21 protein-coding genes are annotated in these 24013 nt (G+C 69.6%); 9 read left to right on the top strand and 12 right to left on the bottom strand.

Features of this window, described 5'->3' with window-relative positions; translation table 11 throughout:
• Window positions 1–53 precede the first annotated feature (53 nt).
• Both FV242_RS13970 and FV242_RS13965 read left to right on the top strand, forming a co-directional pair.
• Window positions 54–3095 (top strand): penicillin-binding protein 1A, encoded by a 3042-nt coding sequence (locus FV242_RS13970; RefSeq protein WP_147939337.1) that lies wholly within the window; start codon window positions 54–56, stop codon window positions 3093–3095.
• 17 nt (window positions 3096–3112) lie between these two features.
• Window positions 3113–4171, top strand: a complete 1059-nt coding sequence (locus FV242_RS13965; protein ID WP_187278420.1) for a hypothetical protein — start codon at window positions 3113–3115, stop codon at window positions 4169–4171.
• Between the two features lie 67 nt (window positions 4172–4238).
• Here FV242_RS13965 and FV242_RS13960 read toward each other — a convergent pair whose 3' ends face one another.
• Window positions 4239–4454 carry a hypothetical protein gene (locus tag FV242_RS13960; RefSeq protein WP_147908294.1) on the bottom strand — a complete coding sequence of 72 codons (216 nt, stop codon included), beginning with the start codon at window positions 4452–4454 and terminating at the stop codon, window positions 4239–4241.
• Window positions 4455–4723: 269 nt separating this feature from the next.
• Here FV242_RS13960 and FV242_RS13955 point away from each other — a divergent pair, with 269 nt between their 5' ends.
• On the top strand, window positions 4724–4972 hold the full coding sequence (locus FV242_RS13955) for a hypothetical protein (protein ID WP_058194484.1): 249 nt from the start codon (window positions 4724–4726) through the stop codon (window positions 4970–4972).
• A 185-nt stretch (window positions 4973–5157) separates the two neighbouring features.
• On the top strand, window positions 5158–5790 hold the full coding sequence (locus FV242_RS13950) for a hypothetical protein (protein ID WP_147908295.1): 633 nt from the start codon (window positions 5158–5160) through the stop codon (window positions 5788–5790).
• Window positions 5791–5953: 163 nt separating this feature from the next.
• On the opposite strand, the gene FV242_RS13945 is transcribed toward FV242_RS13950, so the two are convergent.
• Window positions 5954–6532 (bottom strand): polysaccharide biosynthesis/export family protein, encoded by a 579-nt coding sequence (locus FV242_RS13945; protein WP_187193723.1) that lies wholly within the window; start codon window positions 6530–6532, stop codon window positions 5954–5956.
• Between the two features lie 189 nt (window positions 6533–6721).
• Between FV242_RS13945 and FV242_RS13940 the strand changes: the two genes are divergently transcribed.
• Complete coding sequence (locus FV242_RS13940) at window positions 6722–8944, top strand: GumC family protein (protein WP_147908296.1); 2223 nt, start codon at window positions 6722–6724, stop codon at window positions 8942–8944.
• Between the two features lie 71 nt (window positions 8945–9015).
• On the opposite strand, the gene FV242_RS13935 is transcribed toward FV242_RS13940, so the two are convergent.
• The 5 genes from FV242_RS13935 to FV242_RS13915 form a co-directional block, all read right to left on the bottom strand.
• A complete protein-coding gene (locus FV242_RS13935) occupies window positions 9016–10200 on the bottom strand; it encodes a GNAT family N-acetyltransferase (protein WP_147939335.1) in 1185 nt (394 codons plus the stop codon).
• 430 nt (window positions 10201–10630) lie between these two features.
• Window positions 10631–12142 (bottom strand): undecaprenyl-phosphate glucose phosphotransferase, encoded by a 1512-nt coding sequence (locus tag FV242_RS13930; RefSeq protein WP_147939334.1) that lies wholly within the window; start codon window positions 12140–12142, stop codon window positions 10631–10633.
• Window positions 12143–12287: 145 nt separating this feature from the next.
• Entirely contained in the window at window positions 12288–13484 is a 1197-nt protein-coding gene (locus FV242_RS13925; RefSeq protein WP_147939333.1) for a glycosyltransferase family 4 protein, read from the bottom strand.
• Window positions 13485–13613: 129 nt separating this feature from the next.
• Window positions 13614–14297 (bottom strand): hemolysin III family protein, encoded by a 684-nt coding sequence (locus FV242_RS13920; protein WP_147857090.1) that lies wholly within the window; start codon window positions 14295–14297, stop codon window positions 13614–13616.
• Window positions 14298–14444: 147 nt separating this feature from the next.
• Window positions 14445–15542: a COX15/CtaA family protein gene (locus FV242_RS13915; RefSeq protein ID WP_147939332.1), complete on the bottom strand. Its 1098-nt coding sequence runs from the start codon at window positions 15540–15542 to the stop codon at window positions 14445–14447.
• A 180-nt stretch (window positions 15543–15722) separates the two neighbouring features.
• Here FV242_RS13915 and FV242_RS13910 point away from each other — a divergent pair, with 180 nt between their 5' ends.
• The 4 genes from FV242_RS13910 to FV242_RS36275 all read left to right on the top strand — a co-directional run bounded on the left by FV242_RS13910 (window position 15723) and on the right by FV242_RS36275 (window position 17026).
• On the top strand, window positions 15723–15929 hold the full coding sequence (locus FV242_RS13910; RefSeq protein WP_147857771.1) for a DUF2842 domain-containing protein: 207 nt from the start codon (window positions 15723–15725) through the stop codon (window positions 15927–15929).
• An 80-nt stretch (window positions 15930–16009) separates the two neighbouring features.
• Window positions 16010–16345 carry a hypothetical protein gene (locus FV242_RS13905; protein ID WP_187193724.1) on the top strand — a complete coding sequence of 112 codons (336 nt, stop codon included), beginning with the start codon at window positions 16010–16012 and terminating at the stop codon, window positions 16343–16345.
• A 49-nt stretch (window positions 16346–16394) separates the two neighbouring features.
• Window positions 16395–16655, top strand: coding sequence for a type II toxin-antitoxin system Phd/YefM family antitoxin (locus FV242_RS13900; protein ID WP_147939357.1), 261 nt, complete (start codon window positions 16395–16397; stop codon window positions 16653–16655).
• Between the two features lie 116 nt (window positions 16656–16771).
• The gene (locus FV242_RS36275) at window positions 16772–17026 is read left to right on the top strand and encodes a hypothetical protein (protein WP_306440306.1); all 255 of its coding nucleotides are present in this window, start codon (window positions 16772–16774) and stop codon (window positions 17024–17026) included.
• A gap of 89 nt (window positions 17027–17115) precedes the next feature.
• Here FV242_RS36275 and FV242_RS13890 read toward each other — a convergent pair whose 3' ends face one another.
• From FV242_RS13890 to FV242_RS13870, 5 genes are all read right to left on the bottom strand, one after another.
• Window positions 17116–18177 carry a polysaccharide deacetylase family protein gene (locus tag FV242_RS13890; RefSeq protein ID WP_147910672.1) on the bottom strand — a complete coding sequence of 354 codons (1062 nt, stop codon included), beginning with the start codon at window positions 18175–18177 and terminating at the stop codon, window positions 17116–17118.
• 609 nt (window positions 18178–18786) lie between these two features.
• The gene (locus tag FV242_RS13885; protein WP_147939331.1) at window positions 18787–19140 is read right to left on the bottom strand and encodes a hypothetical protein; all 354 of its coding nucleotides are present in this window, start codon (window positions 19138–19140) and stop codon (window positions 18787–18789) included.
• A 269-nt stretch (window positions 19141–19409) separates the two neighbouring features.
• A complete protein-coding gene (locus FV242_RS13880; protein ID WP_147910670.1) occupies window positions 19410–21983 on the bottom strand; it encodes a TonB-dependent receptor in 2574 nt (857 codons plus the stop codon).
• A 256-nt stretch (window positions 21984–22239) separates the two neighbouring features.
• The gene (locus tag FV242_RS13875) at window positions 22240–22875 is read right to left on the bottom strand and encodes a hypothetical protein (RefSeq protein ID WP_147939330.1); all 636 of its coding nucleotides are present in this window, start codon (window positions 22873–22875) and stop codon (window positions 22240–22242) included.
• Window positions 22876–22988: 113 nt separating this feature from the next.
• Entirely contained in the window at window positions 22989–23873 is an 885-nt protein-coding gene (locus tag FV242_RS13870) for an ABC transporter permease (RefSeq protein WP_147910668.1), read from the bottom strand.
• Between the last annotated feature and the right edge of the window lie 140 nt (window positions 23874–24013).

The following is a 24013-nucleotide window of genomic DNA, read 5'->3' as shown; positions in this document are numbered from 1 at the left end:
GGCGCACCCGGGAGGTTCGCACCCGCTCCGCCGCCCCCTCGAATCCGGACCGCATGAACGCCATCCTGATCAAGCTGTTCGCGACGGCCCTGACGCTGAGTCAGGTCACGACGCGGCCGGACGCGGTGCGGACCCAGTTCGATCCGTTCACCGATCAGGCCGAGGTCGTGCGCCTGCTGCGCGACGGCTGCGCCCACATGCGCAAGGCGTTCGACATCGAGGACATCAATCTCGATGAATTGATCACCACCGCCATGGAGGATCCGACGAGCGTCGCCGGGCCGGGGGCGCCGAAGATCCTGCACGGGCTCAACCTCGACGAGCTGAACACCAGCTACAAGCAGTTCTGCAAGGGCGAGAACCCGGCGATCTCGCCGTTCAATGCCCGCGAGGTCATCGAGTTCTACGACAACGCCACAAAGGACCTGCCCACCGCCGAGGCGCTCCGGGACAAGGTCCTGCCCGGCATGACCCGCATCCTCGACGGGTCGGGCAAGCCCTTCGCCGAGACCTTCGAGGCGAACGGCCGCCGGCTCGTGGTGCCGATCACCGCAGTGCCAAACCTCGTGCAGAAGGCGTTCATCGCGGCGGAAGACAAGCGCTTCGAGAGCCATCACGGCATCGACGAGCGCGGCGTGATCCGCGCCTTCATCGGCAACCTCGCCTCGCCCGGGCGCCCGGCCGGCGGCTCGACCATCACCCAGCAGGTGGTGAAGAACCTCTCGGTCGGCGACGACGTCACCTACGAGCGCAAGATCCGCGAGATGATCGTGGCGGCCCGCCTGGAGCGGATCCTTTCGAAGCCGCAGATCCTCGGGCTCTATCTCAACGGCATCTATCTCGGCCGCGGCGCCTACGGCATCGAGATGGCGGCGCAGAGCTATTTCGGGAAGTCGGTCGGGCAGCTGACCCTGCCGGAGGCCGCCCTGCTGGCCGGCATGCCGAAGGGACCCAACTTCTACAGTCCGGACAAGTACCCGGAGCGGGCGCGCGAACGGCGCGCCTACGTGCTCGCCCGCCTCAAGGAGGACGGCACGATCACCGATGCCGAGATGTCCGGCGCGGTCAACGCCGATCTCGGGCTGAAGCCGGTTGACGCGACGCGGCGCGATTCGGGCTTCTACGTGGTCGATTACCTGAACCGCGAGGCCCGCACCTTCGCGGGGGTGGATTCGCTGACCGCCGGCTCGTTCACGGTCCGCTCGACCATCAATGCCGGGCTCCAGCGCGCCGTCGAGGGGGCGCTGCAGGACGGGCTCGCCAACTACGAGCGCGCCACCGGGCGCCAGACCTACACGGGTCCCGAACTCAACCTCGCCGACAGCATCCGCCGGATCCAGGCGGCGACGCCCGCGCCGGAAGGCTCGGTGCAGAGCGCGCCCGGCGTGACGGGGGCCCGGGCCGAGGCCGCGAAGGACCCCGCGAAGCCCGAGGCCAAGGCGGGCGCGAAGGCGGCCAAGCTCAAGGCCCCGGCGGCGCCGCTGGTGAAGCCCGTGTGGCTGCGGGCCCTGGAGAGCGCGCGGCCGACCCTGTACGACGTGCACTGGCCCGTCGCCGTCGTCCTCGAGCCCGGGCGCGGCCCCGTGAAGGTCGGCCTCGCCGACGGCCGCACCGCCACCCTGGATCCCGGCGTCGCCCGGGGCAAGCTGCAGCTCTACGACGTGGTCCGGGTCAAGCTCACGGAGGGGCGCGGCGCACCCCGGGCGCAGCTGCGGGTCCGGCCCAACGTGCAGGGTGCCGCCCTGGTCATGGAGAACCAGACCGGCCGCATCCTGGCCATGGCGGGTGGGTTCTCCTATCCGCTGAGCCAGCTCAACCGGGTCACCCAGGCGGTGCGCCAGCCCGGCTCGACCCTCAAGCCGCTGACCTACCTGGCCGCGCTGAATGCCGGGCTCCAGCCCAACACCCTGGTGATGGATTCCGCCGTGACCCTGCCGCCGATCGGCGGATCCGGGGATTCCTGGTCGCCGAAGAACTACGAGGGCGGCGGCTCCGGGCCGACGACCCTGCGCAGGGGCCTGGAATTCTCCAAGAACCTCGTCACCGCCCGGCTATTGCAGGGGGGCATCGCCCCGAAGGCGCCGGCCAGCCTGAAGCGGGTCTGCGACATCGCCTTGGAGGCGCAGATCTACGCCGAGTGCGAGCCCTACTACCCGTTCGTCCTCGGCGCGCAGCCGGTCCGGATGCTCGACCTCGCCGGGTTCTACGCGGCGGTGGCCAACGAGGGCGCCCGACCGGCGCCGTTCGCGCTCGAATCGGTCGAGCGGGACGGCAAGCCGCTCTACACCCACGCCGCCCGCGAGCCCACGCGGATCGGCTCCGCCGACCGGATCGCGTTCTACCAGCTCAAGACCATGCTGCAGGGCGTCACCCAGCACGGCACCGCGGCGGCCCTGTCCAAGGTGTCGGCCTACGTCGCCGGCAAGACCGGCACCTCCGAGAACGAGAACGACGCCTGGTTCGCGGGCTTCACCAACGAGATCACCGTGGTGGTCTGGGTCGGCTACGACAACGCCGACGGCAGCCGCAAGACGCTCGGCCGCGGTCAGACCGGAGGGCATCTCTCGGTCCCGATCGCCTCCACCATCCTGCAGGCGGCCTGGGCCAACGGCATCCCGAAGACGCCCCTGCGCGGCCCCTCCCCCGAGGCGCGGCCGTTCATCGCCGACTTGGCGATCGACCCGCATAGCGGCCAGCGGGTCGCGGGCGGCGGCGTCATCGAGCATTTCCGAACCAGTGGCGACGGCCAGATGGCCGACACCCAGTTCCGCCTGGTGCCGCGAGAGACCCTCTACGCCATGCGGCCGGACGCACAGGACGGTGACCTGTCCGGCAGCGAGGACGGGGCCAGCGTGGCCGGCGACTATTACGGCAACATGACCGGCGAGCGTGCCGCCCCCGACCCCCTCGATCCTTTCGGCGAACGCCCCGCTGCGCGCAGCCGCCGTGCGCAGGGCGATCTGGATTCCTATGGCCAGGACGCCTACAGGCCCTGGCCCGGCCAGACGGCGCGCTCGCCCTTCGGAGACCAGGGCGTGCGCCAGCCGCGCCGCCGCGACCCGGACTACCTGTTCGGCGAAGACCCGGGCTACTGACCCACCCGCTCCGACCGATGAGATGCCCGTTGCGAACGCAGTTTCCTGCCGCCCTCGCCCTCGTCCTGACGACCGCTGCCCCGGTCTGCGCGCAGACTCCCGCGGCCAACACCGTGCCGGGGCTGGAACGGATCAAGGAGGTGCCCTCGGTCACCGCCCTCGATCCGGCCGCGCTCAAGCCGGGGCAGATCCTGTTCACGGATCACCGCGACAACCCCACGGCGCCCGAGAACGGGCTGATCCCGTACCTGGACTGGCTCAAGGTCCGCCCGGCGGAGGCCGCGGTGCTGGCGCCCTTCCCCGGCTACAAGGAGCCGGACTACACCGTGACGGTGAACGGCGTGACCAAGCCGCGGCACGAGACGCTAAAGGTCTACGTGGCGGAAGGGCGATTCGTGGTCGCCCGGCCGCCCGAGGCGATCGACCTCCAGGCCTTCGCCAATCTCGGCTTCGTCCAGAAGATGGACCCGGCGATCAAGCACAAGGCGATCACCACCGGCGAGGTCACGCCGAACAAGGACCCGGCCGCCGCCTTCGCCAAGCGCCCGGACCGGCCCTGGTGCGAGGGGGCCGGCGCCTGCATCGAGTCCCGGTACGATCTCGAAGGCAAGCTGCCGCTGGGCGTGAAGCTCGCCAACAAGCTCGAAGAGGGCTCGGCCAAGAAGATTGCCGAGTACGTCTCGTTCCAGAGCGAGCTGCGGGTGCTCGGCGCCGACCAGGGGGCGGCCCTGAAGGCGCTGACCAAGATCGACACGCCGGTGACGGGTGGGCTGGAGCAGACGATCTTCTGGGTCAACCAGATCCTGCGCTTCGGCAAGTTCCTGGCGGTGTTCCAGCCGTTGCCGAACGATCCCACCAAGACGGTGGTGACCACCTACATGGCGCTCGCCATCAAGGCCGACGTGCTGGACCGCAAGGCCGAGTACGCCCGCGTGCCCGTGCTGAAGAACCTGCTGCCAGCCCAGGTGCTGATGGGCAATTCGAGCTTCAACACGGGCAGCTCGATCAGTGCCGGCCTGCCGGTCTACGCCCGCAACCGCATCACGACCTTCGCGGACGCGATCGCGAAGCGCTGACCCGTCGGCTCCCCGCGCCCGACCGGATTTCCCCGCACCGGCGTTCCGGGACGGGGCGCCCGGGGGCTCAGAACCCGCGGTTGCCGATCGAAGGCAGGGTCGGCTGCGTGTAGGCGCGGTTCACGTCGCGCCGGGTCTGGGTGCCGTTGGTGTCGTTCGAGGCGCGATAGTTGTCGAGCCGGAAGCTGTCGGCGAGGCCGCTGCGCCCGTCCGGGCTGTCGGTGTTGCAGGCGCACAGGCCGCCGACCGCCAGGAACGCGACGGCAAGAAGGGTAAAGCGCATGATTGGTCCTGAGCGGTGCCGACCCGCGCGAGGGATCACTATCCGCCGCCGAATCGCAGTGTGAAAAGTCGGTGCTGGCATGGTCAGCGCGCCGGCAAGTCCGTCAAGACCGGCGGAGAGGCGTAAACCGATTCTGCCGCCTCCGATGCGCGGCGGCCACGGAAAATCTACCTTTCCAGCCGTTAGCGGCGGATAGAGGCCGGCAATTGCCGGAAGTCCGGTCCTTACCCCTGGCGAATCCGGGTCCTTTCGGGCCAGAACCGTCGGCGATGAGCAATGTCCTGCCCTTCCGGCCGCGCCCGACCGTCACCCGCCTCGCCCGCTGCGAGGTCGTGACCGTGGCCGGCGATCTCCTCGCCCTGCTCGAGCAGCTCGAGGATGTGAGTGCCCGCGCCGCCGCGATGGGCCGTCCGACGCTCGAGGTCGAGCGTACGGTTCAGAACCTCCTCGACGCGGTCAGCGCCGTGGAGCGAGCCCTCGATTGCATCGGCGAGGGCGAACAGGTCGCCCCGGCCTGAGCCGCGTCGGCCCGCCATGCGTGCCGATCTTGCTCAATAGATCGTGCTCCGGTTCGGTAGAATACCGCAGCAGCTGCAACGTTCGTCGAACTTCGCCACAAGACCTCTAATATTCCGGAACCCTCCCGCGCAGCTTGCGGTTGAACGTCCGGCGCTCGATACCGACGCCAGTTCCGGAGGACGTTATGAGGTTTCGTACGGGCAGCACGTTGGCCGTCATCACCGCCGCCGGGCTCCTTGTGGGAACGAACGTCCAGGCGCAGGCGGCTGAAATCGGCTTCCTCGAGATGCTGTTCGGTGCGCGGCCGGCGCCCCAGGCGGTCCAGCAGGCCCCCGCGCCCCTCGAGGATCGCGCCGTCTACCGGCGTTCGACCCCGCGGCTCGGCCATGCGCGGCACCGTCTCCAGACCCGGTACGCCGCACTCCCGGTGCGGATCCGCGCCAAGGAGAGCGAGCTGAGCGAACGCCAGACCCCCATCGACATGAAGGCCGGTGCGGCCGCCGCGCTGATGAAGGACGAGACCCTGATGCCGGGCGACATCGTCGTCCTCAACACCGGCGCCAAGGTGTTCACGGGCAGTCCCGACAAGCGCCACGCACTGCGCGATTTCGAGCCGGTCCACACCTCGCGCTTCGTCAGCAAGGGGACACGCAAGCAACTTGCCGGATTGTTCACGCCGGTGGGCGCGTCGCCTGCCAGCGAGGCGCGCCGCGTCGTCGCGCGCAGCACCCAGGTTCCGGCGTCCCCGGTGGCGACACCGATCCCGCCGCAGCAGACCGCGATGCGGATCATCAACGTGTGGCAGCCAGCGCAGTAACCCGCGACCACCGATGCCCGCGGGGATCCCGTCTAGACGGAGGTCCCACCCGCGATCTCAACCTGCGATGTGGGCGCTGCTCAGCAGCACCGCGAGATAGGTGAGAGTCTTGGATGGCGATCAGCGATAGCAGGCCGCCGCGCTCGTCGGGCCGGACGGGGCGTCAGAAAAAGCGCTCCTTGACCACGATCGTGTCGCCCGGCCGGACCGAGTAAGTCATCGGCACGATGCCCGACACCAGCCCGCCGCCGGTATCGCGCGTCAGCACCGCGTAGTCGCGGGCCGCCCGCGGGCCGAAGCCTGCGGCGATTGCCACGGCCGTCTCGACGGTCATGCCGTTGACGAACGGGTATTGGCCGGAGGTCGTGACCTCGCCCAGGATGTAGAACGGTCGGTAGGTGTCGACCTCCACAGTCACGTGCGGCTCGCGCACGAAGCCGGAGGACAGCTTGGCCTCGATCGCCTTCGCCGCCTGGCCGGTGGTCTGGCCGCCGACCTGCACGGTGCCGATCAGCGGCATGGCGATCTTGCCCGCGCCGTCGACGGCGTAGATGTTCGACAGGTTGTCCTGTCCGAACACGATCACCCGCAATTTGTCGCCCGCCGAGAGCGGGTAGCGCGCGCCGATCGAGCCGGTGCCGGTGGCATCGAGCTGGTCGGTCCGGAAGGTCGGACGCAGGCAGCCGCCGAGCGCCAACGTCGAGCCAAGTGCGAGGAAAAGAGCGCGCCGGTTCATCACCATCGCCGTCATGGGTGCCAATTCGCCTCGGTCTAGGCTGTTAAGGTTAATGAACCTTGATCATCGCGAGGGCCTGTTCCGAACAGAGCGGCGCGCGGCGGGCCTTAACTCTCAAGCAACCTTAACATCCTCTAATGGCGCCCGGGTGGCACTGATCGCCGCCCCGTCGGCCGTCGTGCTCAGAGCGTATTCATGTCTCGTATCAGCCTGCGCTCGCCCATCGCCGCGCCCGTGCAGCGGACCTCTCCGCGGGACGGCGTCGGCCTCGCGCAGGTGCCACAGATCCTGCGCCGGTCGATCGGCTGGATCGTCGGGCCGACCCTGGTGGTCGCGCTGGGCGCCAGCATCTTCGTCAACGTCGTGAGCCCGCGCTACACCGGCGAAGCGAAGCTGATCCTGGAGAGCCGCGATCCGGCCTTCGCCCGCACCGCCCAGGAGCGTGCCGACCAGCTGGCGCCGATCGACGAGCAGGCGGTGGCCAGCCAGGTTCAGGTCGTCATGTCCCGCGACCTCGCCCGGGAGGCGATCCGCCGGCTGAAGCTGGTGGGCAACCCCGAATTCGACCCGGGCTCGAGCAGCATCGGCCCCGTCCAGCGCGTGCTGATGATGCTGGGCATCGGCGCCAACCCCCTCGACCGCCCGGCCGAGGACCGCGTGCTCGATGCCTATTTCGAGCACCTGCTGGTCTTCCCGGCGGGCAAGTCCCGCATCCTGACGATCGAGTTCCGCGCCAAGGACGCCAAGCTGGCGGCCGAGGGTGCCAACACCATCGCGCAGCTCTACATTTCCTCGCTCGAGGCCGACAAGGTCGACACCGCGCGCTACGCATCGACCTGGCTCGGCGGCAACATCGACGGCCTGCGCAAGCGCGTCGCGGAGGCCGAGGCGAAGGTCGAGGCGTTCCGCGCCAAGAACGGCCTGGTCGGCAGCGGCGGCGCGACCGGCCAGCCGCTGACCACCCAGCAGCTCGGCGAGCTGTCGAGCCAGCTGTCCCAGGCCCGGATCCTGAAGGCGGACCTCGCCGGGCGGGTGAAGGCGATCAAGGACCTGATCAAGGACGGCCGCGCCTTCGAGATCACCGAGGTCGCCAACAACGAGGTGGTCCGGCGCATCGTCGACAACCGGATCGCCGTCCGGGCGCAGCTGGCGCTGGAGTCCCGCACGCTGCTGCCGGCCCATCCGCGGATCAAGGAGCTGCACGCCCAGCTTGAGGATCTCGACGCCCAGATCAAGACGTCGGCCGAGCGCATCGCCCGCACGCTGGAGAACGACGCGAAGATCGCGGGCTCCCGGGTGGAGAGCCTGCAGGCCGCGGTGGACGGCCAGCAGGACGTGGTCGTGAAGGGCAACACCAGCGAGATCCAGCTCCGCGCATTGGAGCGCGAGGCCAAGGCGCAGCGCGAGCAGCTCGAATCCTACCTGTCTCGCTACCGCGAGGCCGCCGCCCGCGACGGCGAGAGCGCCACCCCCGCGGATGCCCGCATCGTCTCGCGCGCCGTGACCCCGGAAGTCCCCTCGTTCCCCAAGAAGCTGCCGATCGTCAGCTTCGCGACGCTGGTGACGCTGATGCTGGCGGTGGGTGGCGTGCTCGCGAGCGCGCTCCTGGCCGAGGGAGGCCGGAACGCCAAGGAATCGGACACGGCGTTCGATACCTCGGACCGGCGCCCCCGCCGCGAGCCCGAGCTCGAGCGCCCGACCTTCGCGTTCCCCGAGGCGATGCCCCCGGCCCACTGGTCTGAGGACGAGGCCGTCCCCGCAACGGCCGCCCCGGCACCCGTCGCCCGGATGCAGGCCGAGGCTTACGACCTCGCCCCCCTCATCGCCCGGATCGGGGGCGCGGGCCGCCTGCCCGGCGACCGGTCCGGGTACCGGATCCTCGTCATGGAGACGGAAGCGTCCCCGGGCGAGAACGCGCTGCACGACGCCCTGGTGCGGGCGCTGGGCCGCAAGGCCAGCCTCGTCACCATCGACCTGAACAATCCGCATGCCGGCACGGCCGAGCGCGGGTTCAGCGATCTCATCGCGGGTGACGCGGCCTTCCTCGACGTGATCCAGTCCGCGGGCGAGAGCGGCCTGCACCGGATCGCCGCCGGGCGCACCGAAGCCGACGTGCTGTTCGACGAGCCGGACACCCTCAGCCTGACCTTCGAGGCCATGGCGGAGGCCTACGGATGGGTCGTCTGCCGCCTTCGGGCGGCGCCGGGCGCCGTCGACCTGCTCGAGCTGACGGCCGGCTACATGGACAGTGTCATCATCGCGTCGAATGCCGCCGCCGAGGATCCGGCGCTCGCCGACCTCTACGCCATCGCGGAGGATGCGGGCGCCGGCCAGATCCTGGTGGCGCAGGACCGCGCGGCCGAGCACTTCGCGCAGTCAGGCTCGACGGATCCCGAGCTCCGCCTCCGCGCCGCGTGAGCGCACGCCACGATGCGTCCGTCATCGCTGCCGGATCACCCGAACGGCGATGAAAGCCGTTCGGGCCGTTTTTATCGCCGCAGCAAGGTCCGCAGCTTCGCGGCGACGGCGTAGAGACGGGGATCGCGCTTGATCCGGCGCTTCGTCCGGGTCAGGCCCAGCCGCATCAGCCCGTAGGCCCGGCCGCGCAGGCTCACCGGCACGATGGTCTCGACCAGCCCGATGGTCTCGTCGCAGATGCTCGCCTTGTAGCGCGCCTCGCCGACGCCGAGATCGAAGCCCTGGCGGCCCCGGGCGGTCTGCTCGCCGACGAGGTGCTGCAGCAGCAGGTCCCCCGGGCTGAACCGGGCGATCTCCGGGTCGGGATCGAACGCCGTCATCATGCCGCTGAAGCGGTGATCGCTGACGGCCCCCCCGAAGGTCGCGAGCACGCGGCCGCTCTCGGCAAGGCACAGGACGTGGATCTCGACCGCCGGTTCGGCGCCGGACGTGACCGCCGACAGGAACCGGCGAACCGCATCGTCGGCGTAGGGGTCTGCGACGCCCATCCCGGCGAACCGCACCGCCTTGTGGGCGTAGAACGCGGTCAGATAACGGGCCGCGTCCTCGGCGGTCTCGGCCCGGCGATAGGCCAGGACGCCCTTGGCCTCGATCAGCCGCTTCTCCTTCGAGCGCAGCTTCTTGCGGGCGTCGGCGCTGAACACGCGGCGCACCGTGGCCTCGGGGTCGGGTCCCAGCATCAGCCCGTAGGCGTCGCTGGCTTCCGGTTCGCCGGCCTGCGCGAACGGGTTGGCCGCGCCCTCCCACATCAGGGGCTGATGCTGCAGGGCGTAGGCGTCGATGCCGGCCGACCGCCCCACGCGGATCAGGGCCGCGGTGACCTCCCCGGCGGAGATTGCGGCGGCGTCCCGGGTGGCGAACAGCGGCATGTGGTAGTTGGCGTGCGTGTCGCCGACGATCCGGGCCACCACCAATCCGGCTTTGCGGCCGAGCACGAGGGGCAGCAGGATGCGGGCCCGGCCCTCGGCATCCCGCAGGACGACAATGCGGGCTTCGGCCTCCGTACCGGTCGCGCGCAGGTAGGCGCAGACCCAGTCATACCGCTGATAGGGCGTCTGCAGGCTGGCCGGATCGGCCTCGAGCCGCCGCCAGAGGGCTTCGGCCGCGGCCAGGTCGGTGAAGATTTCCGCCGTCAGCGTTCCGGACGCACGCGCACCGATCATGTCCGTTCCCGCCACCTGGACGCCGGTCGCCATATCTGATTCTCCCACCCGCTCGGGCATGGCCCGAACCTGTGCGCCGACCTTGTGCGGCACGCGCTGAATGCCCGGTGACCTTGGGGGTTGAGAAGACCTGGACACGACGGCAAATCGCGGCCTTGGCTAATACAATCTTTCCGCGGGGCTCCACCGGCCGGTTCGAGCATGCGATCCTATCGAACGCCGCCTTCGCGTGCAGAGACTTCGTTAGATCCAATAGCCCGCGGCGTCATTCCGGGGCGCCGCAGGCGAGCCCGGAACCCAGAAACACGGCCCGTGCGAGCGTTTGAGACGTCGGCTTCTCTGGATCCCGGGCTCCGCTGCGCGGCCCCGAGATGACGGGATCCCCGGTCGGGCAGCGCCGCCGTTGACGCGCTGACACCTCAGGCTGAGCGGCCGCCGGGGATCGGCCTCACGAACCCCGAGCTCAATACGCATTCTCCGTCTTGAACAGCGCGAACGGCGTCGTGATCAGGATTTGCAGGTCGAGCAGGACCGACCAGTTCTCGATGTAGAACAGATCGTGCTCGACGCGCCGCTGCAGCTTCTCGGAGGTATCGGTCTCGCCGCGCCAGCCGTTGACCTGGGCCCAGCCGGTGATGCCGGGCTTGACCTTGTGGCGGGCGAAGTAGCCGTCGACCACCTGGTCGTACAGGGTGTTGGCGGCCTTGGCCTGGAGCGCGTGCGGGCGGGGACCGACCAGAGACAGGTCACCCTTCAGCACGTTGAACAACTGCGGCAGCTCGTCGAGCGAGGTCTTGCGGATGAACCGCCCGACCGGCGTCACCCGCGCATCCCCGCGCGTGACCATCCTGGCGGCGCCGGCATCGCACTGATCGACATACATCGAGCGGAACTTGAACACCTCGATCAGCTCGTTGTTGAAGCCGTGGCGCTTCTGGCGGAACAGCACCGGCCCGCGGGATGTCAGCCGGACGGCGAGCGCCACCGCGATCATGATCGGCGACAGCGCGAGCAGCATGACCAGGCCGACGCAGCGGTCGAACAGCGCCTTCACCACCACGTCCCAGTCGGCGATCGGCCGGTCGAACACGTCGAGGACCGGCACCGAGCCGAGATACGAGTAGCTGCGGGGCCGCAGCCGGAGCTTGGCGGCGTGGGCCGACAGGCGGATGTCGATTGGCAGCACCCAGAGCTTCGCCAGCATCTGGAGGATCCGCGCCTCGGCGGTGATCGGGATCGTGAACACGATCAGGTCGAGCCGGGCTTGCCGGGCATAGGCGACCAAGTCGTCGACGTTGCCGAGCTTGGGGTATCCGGCCACACTGTCGGCGGACCGGTCGGCATTGCGGTCGTCGAACACGCCGACGATGCGGATGCCGCTCTCGCTCTGGGCCTCCAGCGCGGCGATCAGGTCCTCGGCGGGCTTGCCGCCGCCCACGATGGCGGTGCGGCGGTCGAAGCGGCCGGCGCGGGTCTGCCTGTCGATCACCCGGGACAGGGTGAAGCGTCCGGCCAGCAACGCCGCGAGGCCGGTGCCGTAGAAGGTGGCGAGCCACAGGCGCGAGTATTGGTCGGCGACCTTGGCCAGAACCAGGATGGCCGCGACCATCAGGAAGGTCATCGACCAAGCCGCGATCAGCCGGATCGCGGCCTTGGCGAAGGTCCGGAACGCGGCGATCCGGTAGCCGCCGGAGGCCTGGGTCAGCGCCATCATGAGGCCGGCCACCAGCGCGATCGCGCCGGCATAGCTTAGCCCGAACGGCACCCGGCCGCGCAGCATCAGCAGGTGAAGGAGCGCGCCGAGGCTGAAGATCAGGCCGAATTCCAGGGCCCGCACCAGGCCGGCCACGACGACCGGCGAGATCGCGGCCGGGCCCAGGGCCGGCGACGGCGCGTCGTCGCCGGGCGCTCGGACGGCCCGGCCGTCGCGCGGTGCGGTGGCCTCAAGGAGATCGCGGATGTCGAACGCGCTCATCGAACGGCTCCTCCGGGGCGATGTCCCCCGGCCTATAGGCGCCTGATCTGTTTCGGGACTTTGGAAACAGATCAGGCTTTAGACGGAAACTCTTGCATCCGAGCCTGATAGCAAACCCTAAACGCGGGGCCGTCCGCGAGGGACCCTACGCCGTGCGGGCCTGCGCGACCTTCGCGCCTTCGACGCCGAGGCGGTCCGCGCGGGCCTGGAACGCCGCGGCGTAGCCCGACACCACATCGGCCCCCATCCGCTCCAGCGAGAAGCGCTGGTGGATCGATTCGCTGAGCGCCCGGACCCGCGCCGTCAGCACGTCCGGGGCTTCGTCGAGCACCTGACGGATCGCGCCCGCGAGCGCCCCGGCGTCGCGGGACGGGACGAGGTCGCCCGCCATCGGCCCAAAAATCTCCGGGATGCCGCCGACCCGGGTGGCGACCAGGGGTTGCGAGGCGGCCGCGGCCTCGAGGACGACGTAGGGCAGCGATTCCGCAAGCGACGGCACGACCAGGATCCGGCCCCGGGCCAGCACCGACCGGATCGCCTGCGGCCGCTCGAACGCGGCCGCATCCGAGAGGCCGAGCCGCTCGACCATGGTGCGCAGGCTCTCGGCATCCGGGCCCGACCCGACCATCAGCAGACGCAGCGCCCGGCCCTCGGCGCGCAGCCGGACCAAGGCTTCGAGCAGGTAGGGCAGGCCCTTCGCCTCGCGCAATTCGCCGACATAGAGCAGGTCGGCGGCGTTCTCGGCCAGGGGGACGGGGGCGAACTCGGCGTCGGCGATGCCGTTGTGCACGATCCGGGTCACCTGCTCCGGTCCGCCCACGAAGGTCCGGTGCCGGCCGGCGACGTACTCGCTCTCGAACAGGAACGCGTCGGTCCGGCGGGCGAGCACCGCCTCGGCGGCCATGTAGGTCCGGTGGAGCGCGCTCCCGGGCCGGTAATTGTAGCTGCCGCCGTGCGGCGTGTAGGCCCGGATCGCGGTCGCCGAGGCCAGGCGGGCGTAGGCGCCGCCCTTGGCGCCGTGGCCGTGCAGCACGGTGGCGCCGACCTCCGCCGCCCGGCGCGTGACCGCCCGCAGGCAGGTCCAGTCCGACAGGTGCGGGTTGCGGCGCATCGGGATCCGCACGAGGCCGAGCTCAAGGCACGGGGCCAGGTCCGCGAGCGCCCGGGCGGCGCGCTCGCCGCCGGTGGACGTGTCGCAGACGATCCCGACCGCATGGCCCGACGCGGCCTGGAGGCGGGCGAGGTCCATCACGTGCCGGAACAGGCCCCCGACCGGCGCGCGGAACACGTGCAGGACGCGGTGGCGTTGGGGGATTCGGGTGTCGTTCGGCTTCACAGCCACGGTATCGCTCCCGGGAATAACAGTCCCGAGAGTGTGGTGCGGCGACCGTCGCAGTAAACTTAAACGGTCTCCGTCCCGATGGGCCTTTTCGACGGAAAGGTAAGCGGAGTTTTACTGCTGTGGATCAATTCACGTCAGCGGCAGGCCGTTGAGGCTGGCCCAGATCGTGCCGTAATGGCAGGCCGTGGCCGCGAGCACGAAGCCGTGCCAGATCGCGTTCTGGAACGGCAGGGTCCGCCAGACGTGGAACAGGACGCCGACCGAGTAGAGCAGCCCGCCGATCGCCAGCAGCCACAGGGCGGTGGGCTGGAGGGCGGCGATCACCGACTCGTAGGCGAGCAGGCCGCTCCAGCCGAGTAGCAGGTAGAGGGCGATGGAGAGCCGGTCGAACCGGCCGGGCAGGAACAGCTTCACCGCGATCCCGACCAGGGCGACCAGCCAGATCACCGCCAGCAGCAGGTAGGCGCGGATGCCCGAGCCGACCAGCGCGACCAGGGGCGTGTAGGTCCCGGCGATCATCAGGTAGATCAGCGCGTGGTCGGCTCGGCGCAGGAGCCATTTCCGCGGGCTGACCGGGTAGAGGTTGTAGACCGCGGAGACGCCCAGCATCAGCACCAGGGCGGTGGCGTACAGCACCACCGCGGCCCGCTCGCCGAAGCCGAGATGCGCCGTGAGCGCCGTGGCCACCAGCGCCGCCGCGCCGGCGAGGCCGAAGACGACCCCGAGGCCGTGGATCACCCCGTCCGCCACGATCTCGCGCGGCGTGTAGTGCCACGTCAGGGTCAGCGGGCGACCATCCTCTGCGAGAGACATCATGAAGCCTCCTGCTACGCCTGCAGCCTAAAGCTTAAGATGGCTCAACCGTTCCCTATGCAAAGTGCTGACGGGGCGTTTATCCCAAGGTTCTATTGCCGCGTGGTGAAAGACTTGTTGTGCGTGGCGGCGGCGCCGCAGCCCTGATCAGGCGCCGCGACCCACCAAGCCCTCGAAGCCGAGCACCGGTTCCCGGGCCGGGCGGCGGACGAGGCCGGTGCCGCGGCTTAGGCGGGCGTGAACCACCGCCATGGTGAGCACGGCCATCGCCAGGACCTGATGGGCCAGCGCGGCCCAGAGCGGCACTGCCAGCAGCAGGGTGGCGATACCGAGCCCGGCCTGGGCCAGGGCCAGGGCGGCGACGCCCTCGGCACGCCCGGCCGCGCCGGCCGGACCGGTCATCCGCGCGTCTACCGCGTGCAGGAGCGCGACCACCACGAGCAGGTAGGCGCTGACCCGGTGGTCGAACTGGACCAGGGCGTGGTTGTCGACGAAGTTCTCGATCCAGGGCCGGATCGCGAACAGGCTGTCCACCGGCGGGACGAGGGCGCCGTCCATGTCCGGCCAGGTGTTGTAGACGAGGCCGGCATGCGACCCGGCGACCAGTCCGCCGAGGAAGATCTGCACCAGGACCAGGGCCGGCAGCAGGGCGGCGACCCGGCGGATGCGACCGGGGGCGGGATCGGCCGCGTCGCTGCGCTGGCCGGCGGCCAGCCAGACCAGACCGGCCAGGATCAGGCTGGCGGTCGTCAGGTGCAGGGCGAGCTTCAGCGGCGCCACCGCGGTCATGCCGGGCTGAAGGCCCGACGCGACCATGATCCAGCCGATCGCGCCCTGGAGGCCGCCGAGGATCCCGAGGCCGAGCAGCCCGAGTCCGAGGCGCCGCCCGATCATGCCGCGCCACCAGAACACGACGAGAGGCAGGAAGAACACCAGGCCGATCAGGCGCCCGAGCACGCGATGGCCCCATTCCCAGCCGTACAGCACCTTGAAAGACGCCAGGCCCATCCCCTGGTTGAGGATGTTGTATTGCGGCGTGTCCTTGTACTTGGCGAACTCGGCGGACCAGTCCGCCTCCGACAGGGGCGGCACGATCCCGGTCACGGGGCGCCACTCGGTGATCGACAGGCCGGATCCGGTCAGGCGGGTCGCGCCGCCGACCGCCACCATGGCGACCACGAGGGCCGCCATCAGGTAGAGCCACGTCCGCACGGCTCCCGATCGCTGGTCGCCCGAGACTCTCATCACCACGCGCATCCCTTCCGCGGTCGGCCCGGATGTCCCGGCCCTCGCGACGCGTTAGGGGAAGCGCGGGATGCGGGCAACGTCGGCGGCGCCGCAGCCCGCGGCGCTGCGCGCGTTGCCAACCGGGCCGACGGGCGATAGCCGTCTTCACAGGGAGAGACAGGGCTTCGGGGAACCATGATGCGCCGCCGCACCCGCACGTTGATCGGCACGGTCGCGATGCTGGCCTTCGTCTGCCTGTACGGGCCGCTGGCGATGGCCTTGGCCGACAGCCGCATCGCCGAGACCCCGGCGGCGATCCAGGCCGTGCTCTACTCGATCCTCGGAATCGCGTGGATCTTCCCGCTGATGCCGCTGATCCGCTGGATGGAGCGACCGGACCGTTAACCGGACCCCTCGATTTCGCCGCACTCGGCCGGCAGAAGCCTCGGATCCGAAACCGAGACCCGTCCGTGTATCGCTTGCCCATGCGCCTCAAGCATCTGGCCGCACTCGCCGTGCTGCTCGCGCCGTGCTCCGCCCTGGCGCAGGGCACGCCGCGTTCGATCGGGGAGTGCGAGCGGCTGAAGAACGATCTGGCCTACAACCAGTGCCTGGCGATGTTCGGCCCGGCCGCCAAGAACGTGGCCGGCGGCTACGCCTCGGCCGACGCGGCCGCCGCCCCGGCCCTGGCCGAGGCGCTGCCCCAGGCGGACGAGGCCGTCGAGGCGGCGGCCGGCCGCCGCGGCCGGTACCGCTCGCGGCGGGGCGGCCGGCAATACGCCTCGTTCTCGACCGGCTACCGGCATCGCCGCCGGCGCTGAGGACTTTCAAGCAGCGTTGCCGGCGCCGATCCCCACCCCTACGATGCCGATGTCGTCGTGGAAGGTCGGATGGCGGGAAATCCAGTTGCGGGACGCCAAGGCGACGCTCTCGGCCGTCATCGACAAGGCCCGGCAGGGCCAACCCTCCGTCATCACACGCCATGGCCGGCCCGAGGCCGTGCTGCTCAGCTTCGAAGAGTGGCAACGGCTTTCGCAGGTCCCATCCTTCGGCCGGCTCCTGATGGCCGCGTCTCTCGAAACGGAGGATCTTCCGCCGCGATCCGGTGCGCTGAGACGCATCGATCTCTGACGCCTGCGTCCCTCGTCGATACCAATGTCCTTTCGGCGGCCGCACCGACCAGGGCGATCCCGGCCGACGACCTGATCGCCTGAATGCACCGAAACCGCGCCGGCCCGCATCGTACGGTGATCACCATCGCCGAGATCGGGGACGGTATCGCCAAATGCCGCCGGGATGGCGCTTCTCGCAAGGCGGCGCGTCTGTCGGATTGGCTGGAGACGCTGCTGCACCTCTACAGCGCTCAGATTCTGCCGATCGATCTCGAGATCGCCCGGTGTATCGGCCGCCTGTCCGACGTGGCCAGGCGAGAGGGCCATGCCCCCGGCCTGACGGACCTCGCCATCGGCCGACGGCGCTGTGTCGCGGCTGGACGATACTGACCCGTAACGTCCGTCACGTCCGGCCGCTTGGCTTGGCGGCGCACGATCCGCACGACACGTTACCGGCCGATATCGCGTGAGCGATCCGGTCAGGCGACGTTGAGGCGCCGCCCGCGGTTCCAGGCCAGGAACGGGACGCCGGACAGCAATCCCGCCAGCGCCGCCCGCGACTGGTGGCAGCCGTTGATCGAGACCCGCGGCAGGGCGCGCAGATGCCCGGCATGGTCGGCGAACAGGTGGCCGGGTCTCGTCGTCACCGCGGTGGCGAAACCCTGATCCGCGGCGAGGGCGAATTCCCTCGGGCCGGCCGAGGTAGGGTCGCCGACCGGGTAGGACAGATGCCGGATCGCGCGGCCGAGCTCGGCCTCGATCCGGGCGCGGCTCTCGGCGATCTCCCGGGCGACGGTCGCCGTATCGTGCTTGGCGAGCATCGGGTGGCTGACCGTGTGCGCCCCGAACGTCACCGCCGGGTCGCGGCCCAGCGCTCGCAATTCATCCCAGGACAGACACAGCTCGGGTGCGATCCCCCCCGGCGCGAGGTCGGCCTGCCGGCAAAGGTCGGCGATCCGGTCGAGGAGCGCGGTCTCGCTGCCGCGGCGCAGGTCGCGGTAGAGCGCCTCGAAGGCCAGCGCCTTCTCTTGCGGGCTGCGGGCCGGCAGATCGAGGCTGCGCCCATGGATGTCGATCCGCACCCGGTCGAGCCGCGCGATCGCCCGCTCCAGCTCGATCCACCACAGGCGCCCGCGCTGGTCGGCGAAGCCGCTCGCCACGAACAGGGTCCAGGGGGCGCCGTGCCGTTCCAGCACCGGGCGGGCGTGCTCGACGTTGTCGCGGTAACCGTCGTCGAAGGTCAGGACCGCGAAGGGCGGGCCGTAATCCCGGGCGGCTAGCCGGTCCGGGACCGCATCGAGCCCGATGATGTCGAAGCCGCGCGCGTCGAGTTCGCGCAAGGTGAGATCCAGGAAATCCGGCGTGATGCTGAGCAGCCGGTTCGGCGCGAAGGCCGGCACCGGATCCGGGCTGACGTGGTGGAAGGTCAGGATCACCCCGAGGCCGCGGGCGGCCGGAGCCAGCCAGCGATCGGCGCCGAACGCCTGGATCGCGCGGAAGCCGGACGCGAACACCCGATGCTTGGCACGCGACGAGATCATGACGTGGCCCCTCTCGGGCTACCGAGCCCGGGCCGACCAGCCATCGCGCGACGCGGTAAAGAAACCGGAACGCCGCGCCATACCGAACGCCGTGTGCGATCTAAATTTTTCCGCGACCGAGGATTTGATCAGCGCGCGACGGACCCCAGCGCCTGAGCGGCGTCGTGAGAGGCTCCGTGCAGGGATGCAGCGTATGCCCCCTCGGCCGAGCGGGCTCTGAGTTCCCGGTTTGAATGACGATCTCTGCTCAGAGCTGACAGTTCGGTCTTCCTGTCGATAGGAGCTGATCGATCGAGCCGTACGCCCACATCCCGGAGCCGCGCAGCGGAGCCCGGGATCCAGAGCCATCGCTGCGTCAAGTTTTTGCACCGACAGCGGTTCTGGGTTCCGGGCTCGCCTACGGCGCCCCGTAATGACGCCGCAGGTTATCGGTACGGGGGATCGCGCCTCAGACGATGGGTCCGATCGGATATCGCCCCTCCTTGAAGGTGCCCGTCCGACGGCGGCAAGCCGCCAGGACTGGACGGTCAAAGCCTCGGCAACATGAAGGCATCCGAGGAGTCGGTCGGGGTGAGATGACCCGACCAGCCGTCATGCGTCCCAAAAACCCTACGGGAGGGCGCCGGCCTTTTCCTTGGCCTGCATGATCGTGTTGCGGCAGGCCTCGGCGTTGCCGGCCTTGTCCTCGGCGGCGGCCTTGGCGACGAGCTTCTTCGCCTCCTCGACCCCGGCGGCGGTCGGCTTAACGGCGGCGTCGCCCTTGGTGAGAGCCGGCGGGGTCGCGAGCGCCTTATCGGAATGCGACGAGGTCGTGCCGCCGGGCGGGGTCGTGCCGGTCACAGCGGCGGCGCCCGCGCTGTCGAGGCGCTTCTGCAGCGTGGAGACCTCGTCGGCGCACGGGGTCGCCCAGGCCGGCGTGGCGACCGCAAGGGCCAGGGCTGCGAAGGCGAATCTCATCATCATCGAGGCGTTTCTCCAAATCGTGCGCCGGCTCTGAGGCGGCCAGCCGGATCGAGGGCCGGCCGCCGCGTCTGGCGCTCCCGAATGAGACGCGGGGCGCCGGGGCCCGTTCCTGAGACGTGAGGCCGCACGGCAGGCGCCGGCGGCGAGGCCGGAAAACGCGAAGGGCGCCCCGCCCGGTCTGGAGACCGCGCGGAGCGCCCTGGCCCGACGCCTTCTGGGCGTCGAGATTTCCTGGTGTCAGGACTTCATGGTTTCGGGACTTGCCCGCTTCAGTACTTCCGAATGATCGGCTCGGCCGACATCGGCACCGGGTCGGCGCCGAAGGCGTAGCGGATGCCGCCGTAGATCGAGAGCGGCTGCGACAGGGTCGTGGTCCGCGGGTCGCTGATCCGCAGGTTGCCGGCCACCGCGCCCGGCTCGGCGAAGGTGCCGAACGTCGCGTAGCGGTTGTTGGTCAGGTTGGTGACCAGGCCGAACAGCTCGAGGTTCTTGGTGACCTGGTACTTCGTCTGGAAGTTCAGGACGTAGTAGGGCGGCAGCTTGCGGTTCAGGTTCGACTCGTCGCCGCGGAAGTAGGACGCCGAGAAGGCCTGGAGGTAGACGCCGAACTGCCAGTTCGGGGTGACGAAGTAGTCGAAGCCGGCCTTGAACTGGTGGGTCGGCACCAGCGGCACGACGTTGCCCTTGCGGACGTTGATCGCGCCGTCATCCGCGAGCGGATTGTTGGGCGAGGACAGGGTGCCGTTGAACTGGAAGGTGGCGTCGATCAGGGCGTAGTTGGCGTAGACCCGCAGGTAGTCGGCCGTGTACTCGCTGCCGACCTCGATGCCCTGACGCTGGGTCGAGGGCACGTTCACGAAGTAGGCGCGGGCGGTGTTGCCGGGGGTGGCGAGCGACAGGATGTCGTTCGACAGGTCGGTGCGGAAGGCGCCGATCTTGTAGCTGATGATGCCGCCGTCATAGGTGTTCGGCAGCGCACCGCGGAAGCCGACCTCGTAGGTCCGCCCGGTGACCTGCTTGAGCGGCGGATCGGCCACCAGCGAGTTCGGCAGCAGGCACGGCCGATCCGGGTTGGAGCAGGCCAGCTCCAGCGGCGTCGGCGCGCGGTTCGACTCCGAGTAGCTGCCGTAGAGGTTCAGCGCGTCGGTGAAGCGGTAGGTCAGGCCGGCGACCGGGTTGATCTTGTTGTAGTAATGGGTGCCGGTCACGTCCGGCGAGAAGCCCGTGAGATCCTCGCTCTGGATGCGGGCGAAGTTGAGCCGCGCGCCCGCCGTGAGCGACAGCCGGTCGGTCACGTCCAGGGTGTCGAGGGTGTAGAGGCCCATGTAGAGGTTCGAGCCGTTGACCGAGCTCGGCGCGATGCCGAGGGCGCCCGCGGTGCGGAGCTGCGGCGTGCCGAGGCCTGGGATGTTGCCGTAGTAGGGGTTGTTCGGATCCGTGGTGATCGACAGGTTCGGGTTAATCACGCCGAGGGTGCTGGACGACTTGAACGAGTAGTTGGCCGCATCGATGCTGCCTCCGACCAGGAAGGTGTTGGGCAGGCCGAACACCCGGTCGCGGTTGGCCGCCTGGAGCGAGCCGCCGAAGCCCGTGGCCTCCGTCTTGGTCACGTCGAGGGTGCCGTACGGGATGCCGGACCGGAACGGAACGCGCTGGTTCTGCTGGCCGAGGATCAGGAACTGGTTGCGGAAGGCGAGCTGCGACTGGCCGGCGCCCTGGCTGAAGCCGTCATCCTCGAAGCAGAGGTTTCCGCGGAAGCTGGAGCGGGTGCTGCAGTTCTCGAAGTTGCCGTCGTTGCCGTCGACGTAGGTCTGGCTGAAGCGGCGGAAGTAGGCGTTGCCGGCCAGGTCCCAGGTCGGCGACACGTCGACCCGGCCGGTGAGCTGGATCGTGCCGACCTCGGTGGTGGTGGTCTGCGGGTAGGTGAAGATCGACCGCGGGTCGCGGTGGCTGAAATCCACCGGCGTGGCGGCGGCGGCGCCGAAGAAGCTGCGGGCGGCGAGCCCGATCAGGTGGAACTCGGAATCCTGCGAGCGGTAGCCGATATCGCCGTAGAGCCGGCCGATCGTGCTGGGGCTCTCGTAGCGCCAGCCGCGGTCGTTCAGGCCGTCGCCGGTGAAGTAGACGCTCCACGGGCCCGAGACCTTGCCGTACTCGACGTAGCCGGCGGTGCGGGCGTCCGAGCCGCCGAACGCGGTGATCTCGGTACCCTGCCAGGTGAAGCCGTTCTTCATCTGGATGTTGACCGCGCCACCCAGCGCGTTGAGGCCGAAGACCGGGTTGCCGGTGACGACGTCGATGCGCTGGATCGCCTGCGGGGGGATCAGGTCGAAGTTGACCGTGTCGCCGAAGGCTTCGTTGATGCGCACGCCGTTCTGGTACACCGCGAGGCCCTGCGGCACGCCCTGGACCGGCGAGACGGTGAAGCCGCGATAGGTCACGTCGGGGCGGTTCGAATTGCCCTGCGAATCGGACAGGTTGAGACCGGGCGTGCGGCGGGCGAGCGTCGCCACGACGTTGTCGGTGCCCCGGTCGACCGTGATGTCGCTGGCCGTCACGGTCTCGACCGTGCTGGGGATCTTGTAGAGCGGCTGCTCGCTGCCCCGGAGGCGGACCGGGCCGATCGGCGGCGGCGCCGAGCCGGCCGGCTCGAGCCCACCGGGACCGTTGAGGTTCTGCACGCGGCTCGAATTGCCGCCGCCCGAACCCACCGGCGAGGTCGAGACGACGCTGATCTCGCCCAGCGTCACGGCGTTCTGCGCCTGCGCGGCCGAGGGCAGCATCGCCCCACCCAGGACCGACGCCGACGCGATCAGGCTGCTCCGAAGCCCCCTCAATGACATCCCAAACCCCTTGCCGTGAACCCACGCTCGTTTCAGCCGAGCTTGGCGTCACTCTTGGCGGGTGAAGGAAAAGGACACAATTGATTGAAGACCACGCGCGCCGTATTTCAGCAACCTTTTGGAAATACCGAACTCGAACGTCGGCCCACGTGGTTTGACAGCAACAGTTTCGATAACGATTTCAGCGACTTAGGGATCATCCGGCAACCCGAACGGGATCTTTAGGCAATGCCCTCATCCCGTCCGCGACCGCCCCTCAGAGCCGGGCCTGAATCAGGCGGGCGACCTCGCCGAGGCGCTGTTCCAGGAGCTGCGGAACCTCGCAGACGTAGGTGAGCGACTGGCTGCGCTCCTGGAAGATGCGGCGGTCCCAGGCGAACTTGGTCTCGATCTCGGACTGGTCCTTCGGCAATTCGGTGGCGTCCGTGGCGCTGGGCGCGTCCTTGGTCTGGCTGATCTTGTCGGCCTCGTCGCGGATCCGCTCGGCCATGCGCCGCTGCCCCTGCGCGTAGCGCGCGATGCCGCCCATGATCTTGTCCCGCTCGCCGTTGATGACCTCGAACACCCCCGCGTAGACGTGGGTCAGGGACTTGGCCCTGGCGTCCTTGTCGGCGCCGAGCTTGCCCACGAACCCGTCGAGGAGCGGACCGACCTCGGACAGCTCGGTGCGCCGGGACGCGATCTTCTGCGCGAGCACTGCCGCGTCGTTGTCGCTGCCCCAATCCCCGGCGGCGGCGATGTCCGGCCCGGTCCAGAACTGGCCCGGGCTGAGGGTCGCGACCTTGCGCTGCACGCAGGGCCAATCCGGGTCCTGCCTCGGCTGCGCGAGCGCGGGGCCCGTCATGAGGGCGAGGCCGAGGGCCGGGGCGAGGAGGCGGGCGAGGCTATGCATCGGGCGGGTTCCGTCGGGGCGTGATCCGGAAGGTGGAATACGGTCTTCCAAAATCATCGTGCGGTCATAAGGAGATAGGGTCGCAGGCCGGGTACGCGATCCGGCGTGCGGCCCTAGGTGGCGTCGCCGGCCGGGCCGCCGCGCCGGGCCATGATGCCGCGACCCGGATCGTAGGCGACGACCGCCATGCCGAAGAAGGCGAGGGTCACGCCGATCACGACCGCGCAGGCGACCGGCTCGAACTGGAGATAGAGGGCGAAGCGCACGAGCTGGACGGCGTGGCTGAACGGGTTCAACTCGCAGATCCAGTAAAGCGTTTCCGAGGATTCCCGGATCCGCCACAGGGGGTAGAGCGCCGAGGAGGCGAAGAACATCGGGAAGATCACGAAGTTCATCACGCTGGCGAAGTTCTCGAGCTGGCGGACGAGCGACGACAGGAACAGGCCGATCGCCCCCAGCATCAGTCCCGAGGCCAGGAAAGCCGGGAGCGCCGTCAGGTACCCGAGCGGCGGGATGTCGGTCTCCCAGAAATACGCCACCGCCAGGAACGCGTAGGCCTGCACGATCGACACCGAGACGCCCGCGATCAGCTTGGCGAGCAGCAGCAGCCAGCGCGGATACGGCGATGTCAGCAGCACCTTCATGGATCCGACCTCGCGGTCGTAGACCATGGAGAGCGACGATTGCATGCCGTTGAACAGCTGGATCATTACGGCCAGCCCCGGCACCACGTAGACCTCGTAGAGCACGTAGGTCTGGTAGGGCGGCTCGATCGAGACCCCGAGGGTGTTGCGGAACCCCGCGGCGAAGATGAACAGCCACACCAGCGGCCTGACCAACGCCGAGAAGAACCGCTCCTTCTGATTGAAGAAGCGCAGCAACTCGCGCCGGACGATGCCGCCGAGGCAGATCAGGTAGCCGACCGCATCCAGCCGGCCCATGCGGGCGGTCTTTTGGGAGGGGGTCGCGGGGACGGCGTTGGCTAGGGGCGCCGTCATGTAAACTGACCCATGTCGAACGGCACGCCTTTGATTTCACAGCGAGAGCGAGGGCCTGAAACACGCACCTCCCCTTCCCCCCTCCGCGGGGGAGGGTGGCCCCCGAAGGGGGGCGGGAGAGGGGCAGCGCGACGGTGCAG

Origin of the sequence: Methylobacterium sp. WL64 (genome assembly GCF_008039945.1) — a bacterium.
GTDB lineage: Bacteria > Pseudomonadota > Alphaproteobacteria > Rhizobiales > Beijerinckiaceae > Methylobacterium.
This window is presented reverse-complemented; position numbering and strand designations above follow the sequence as displayed.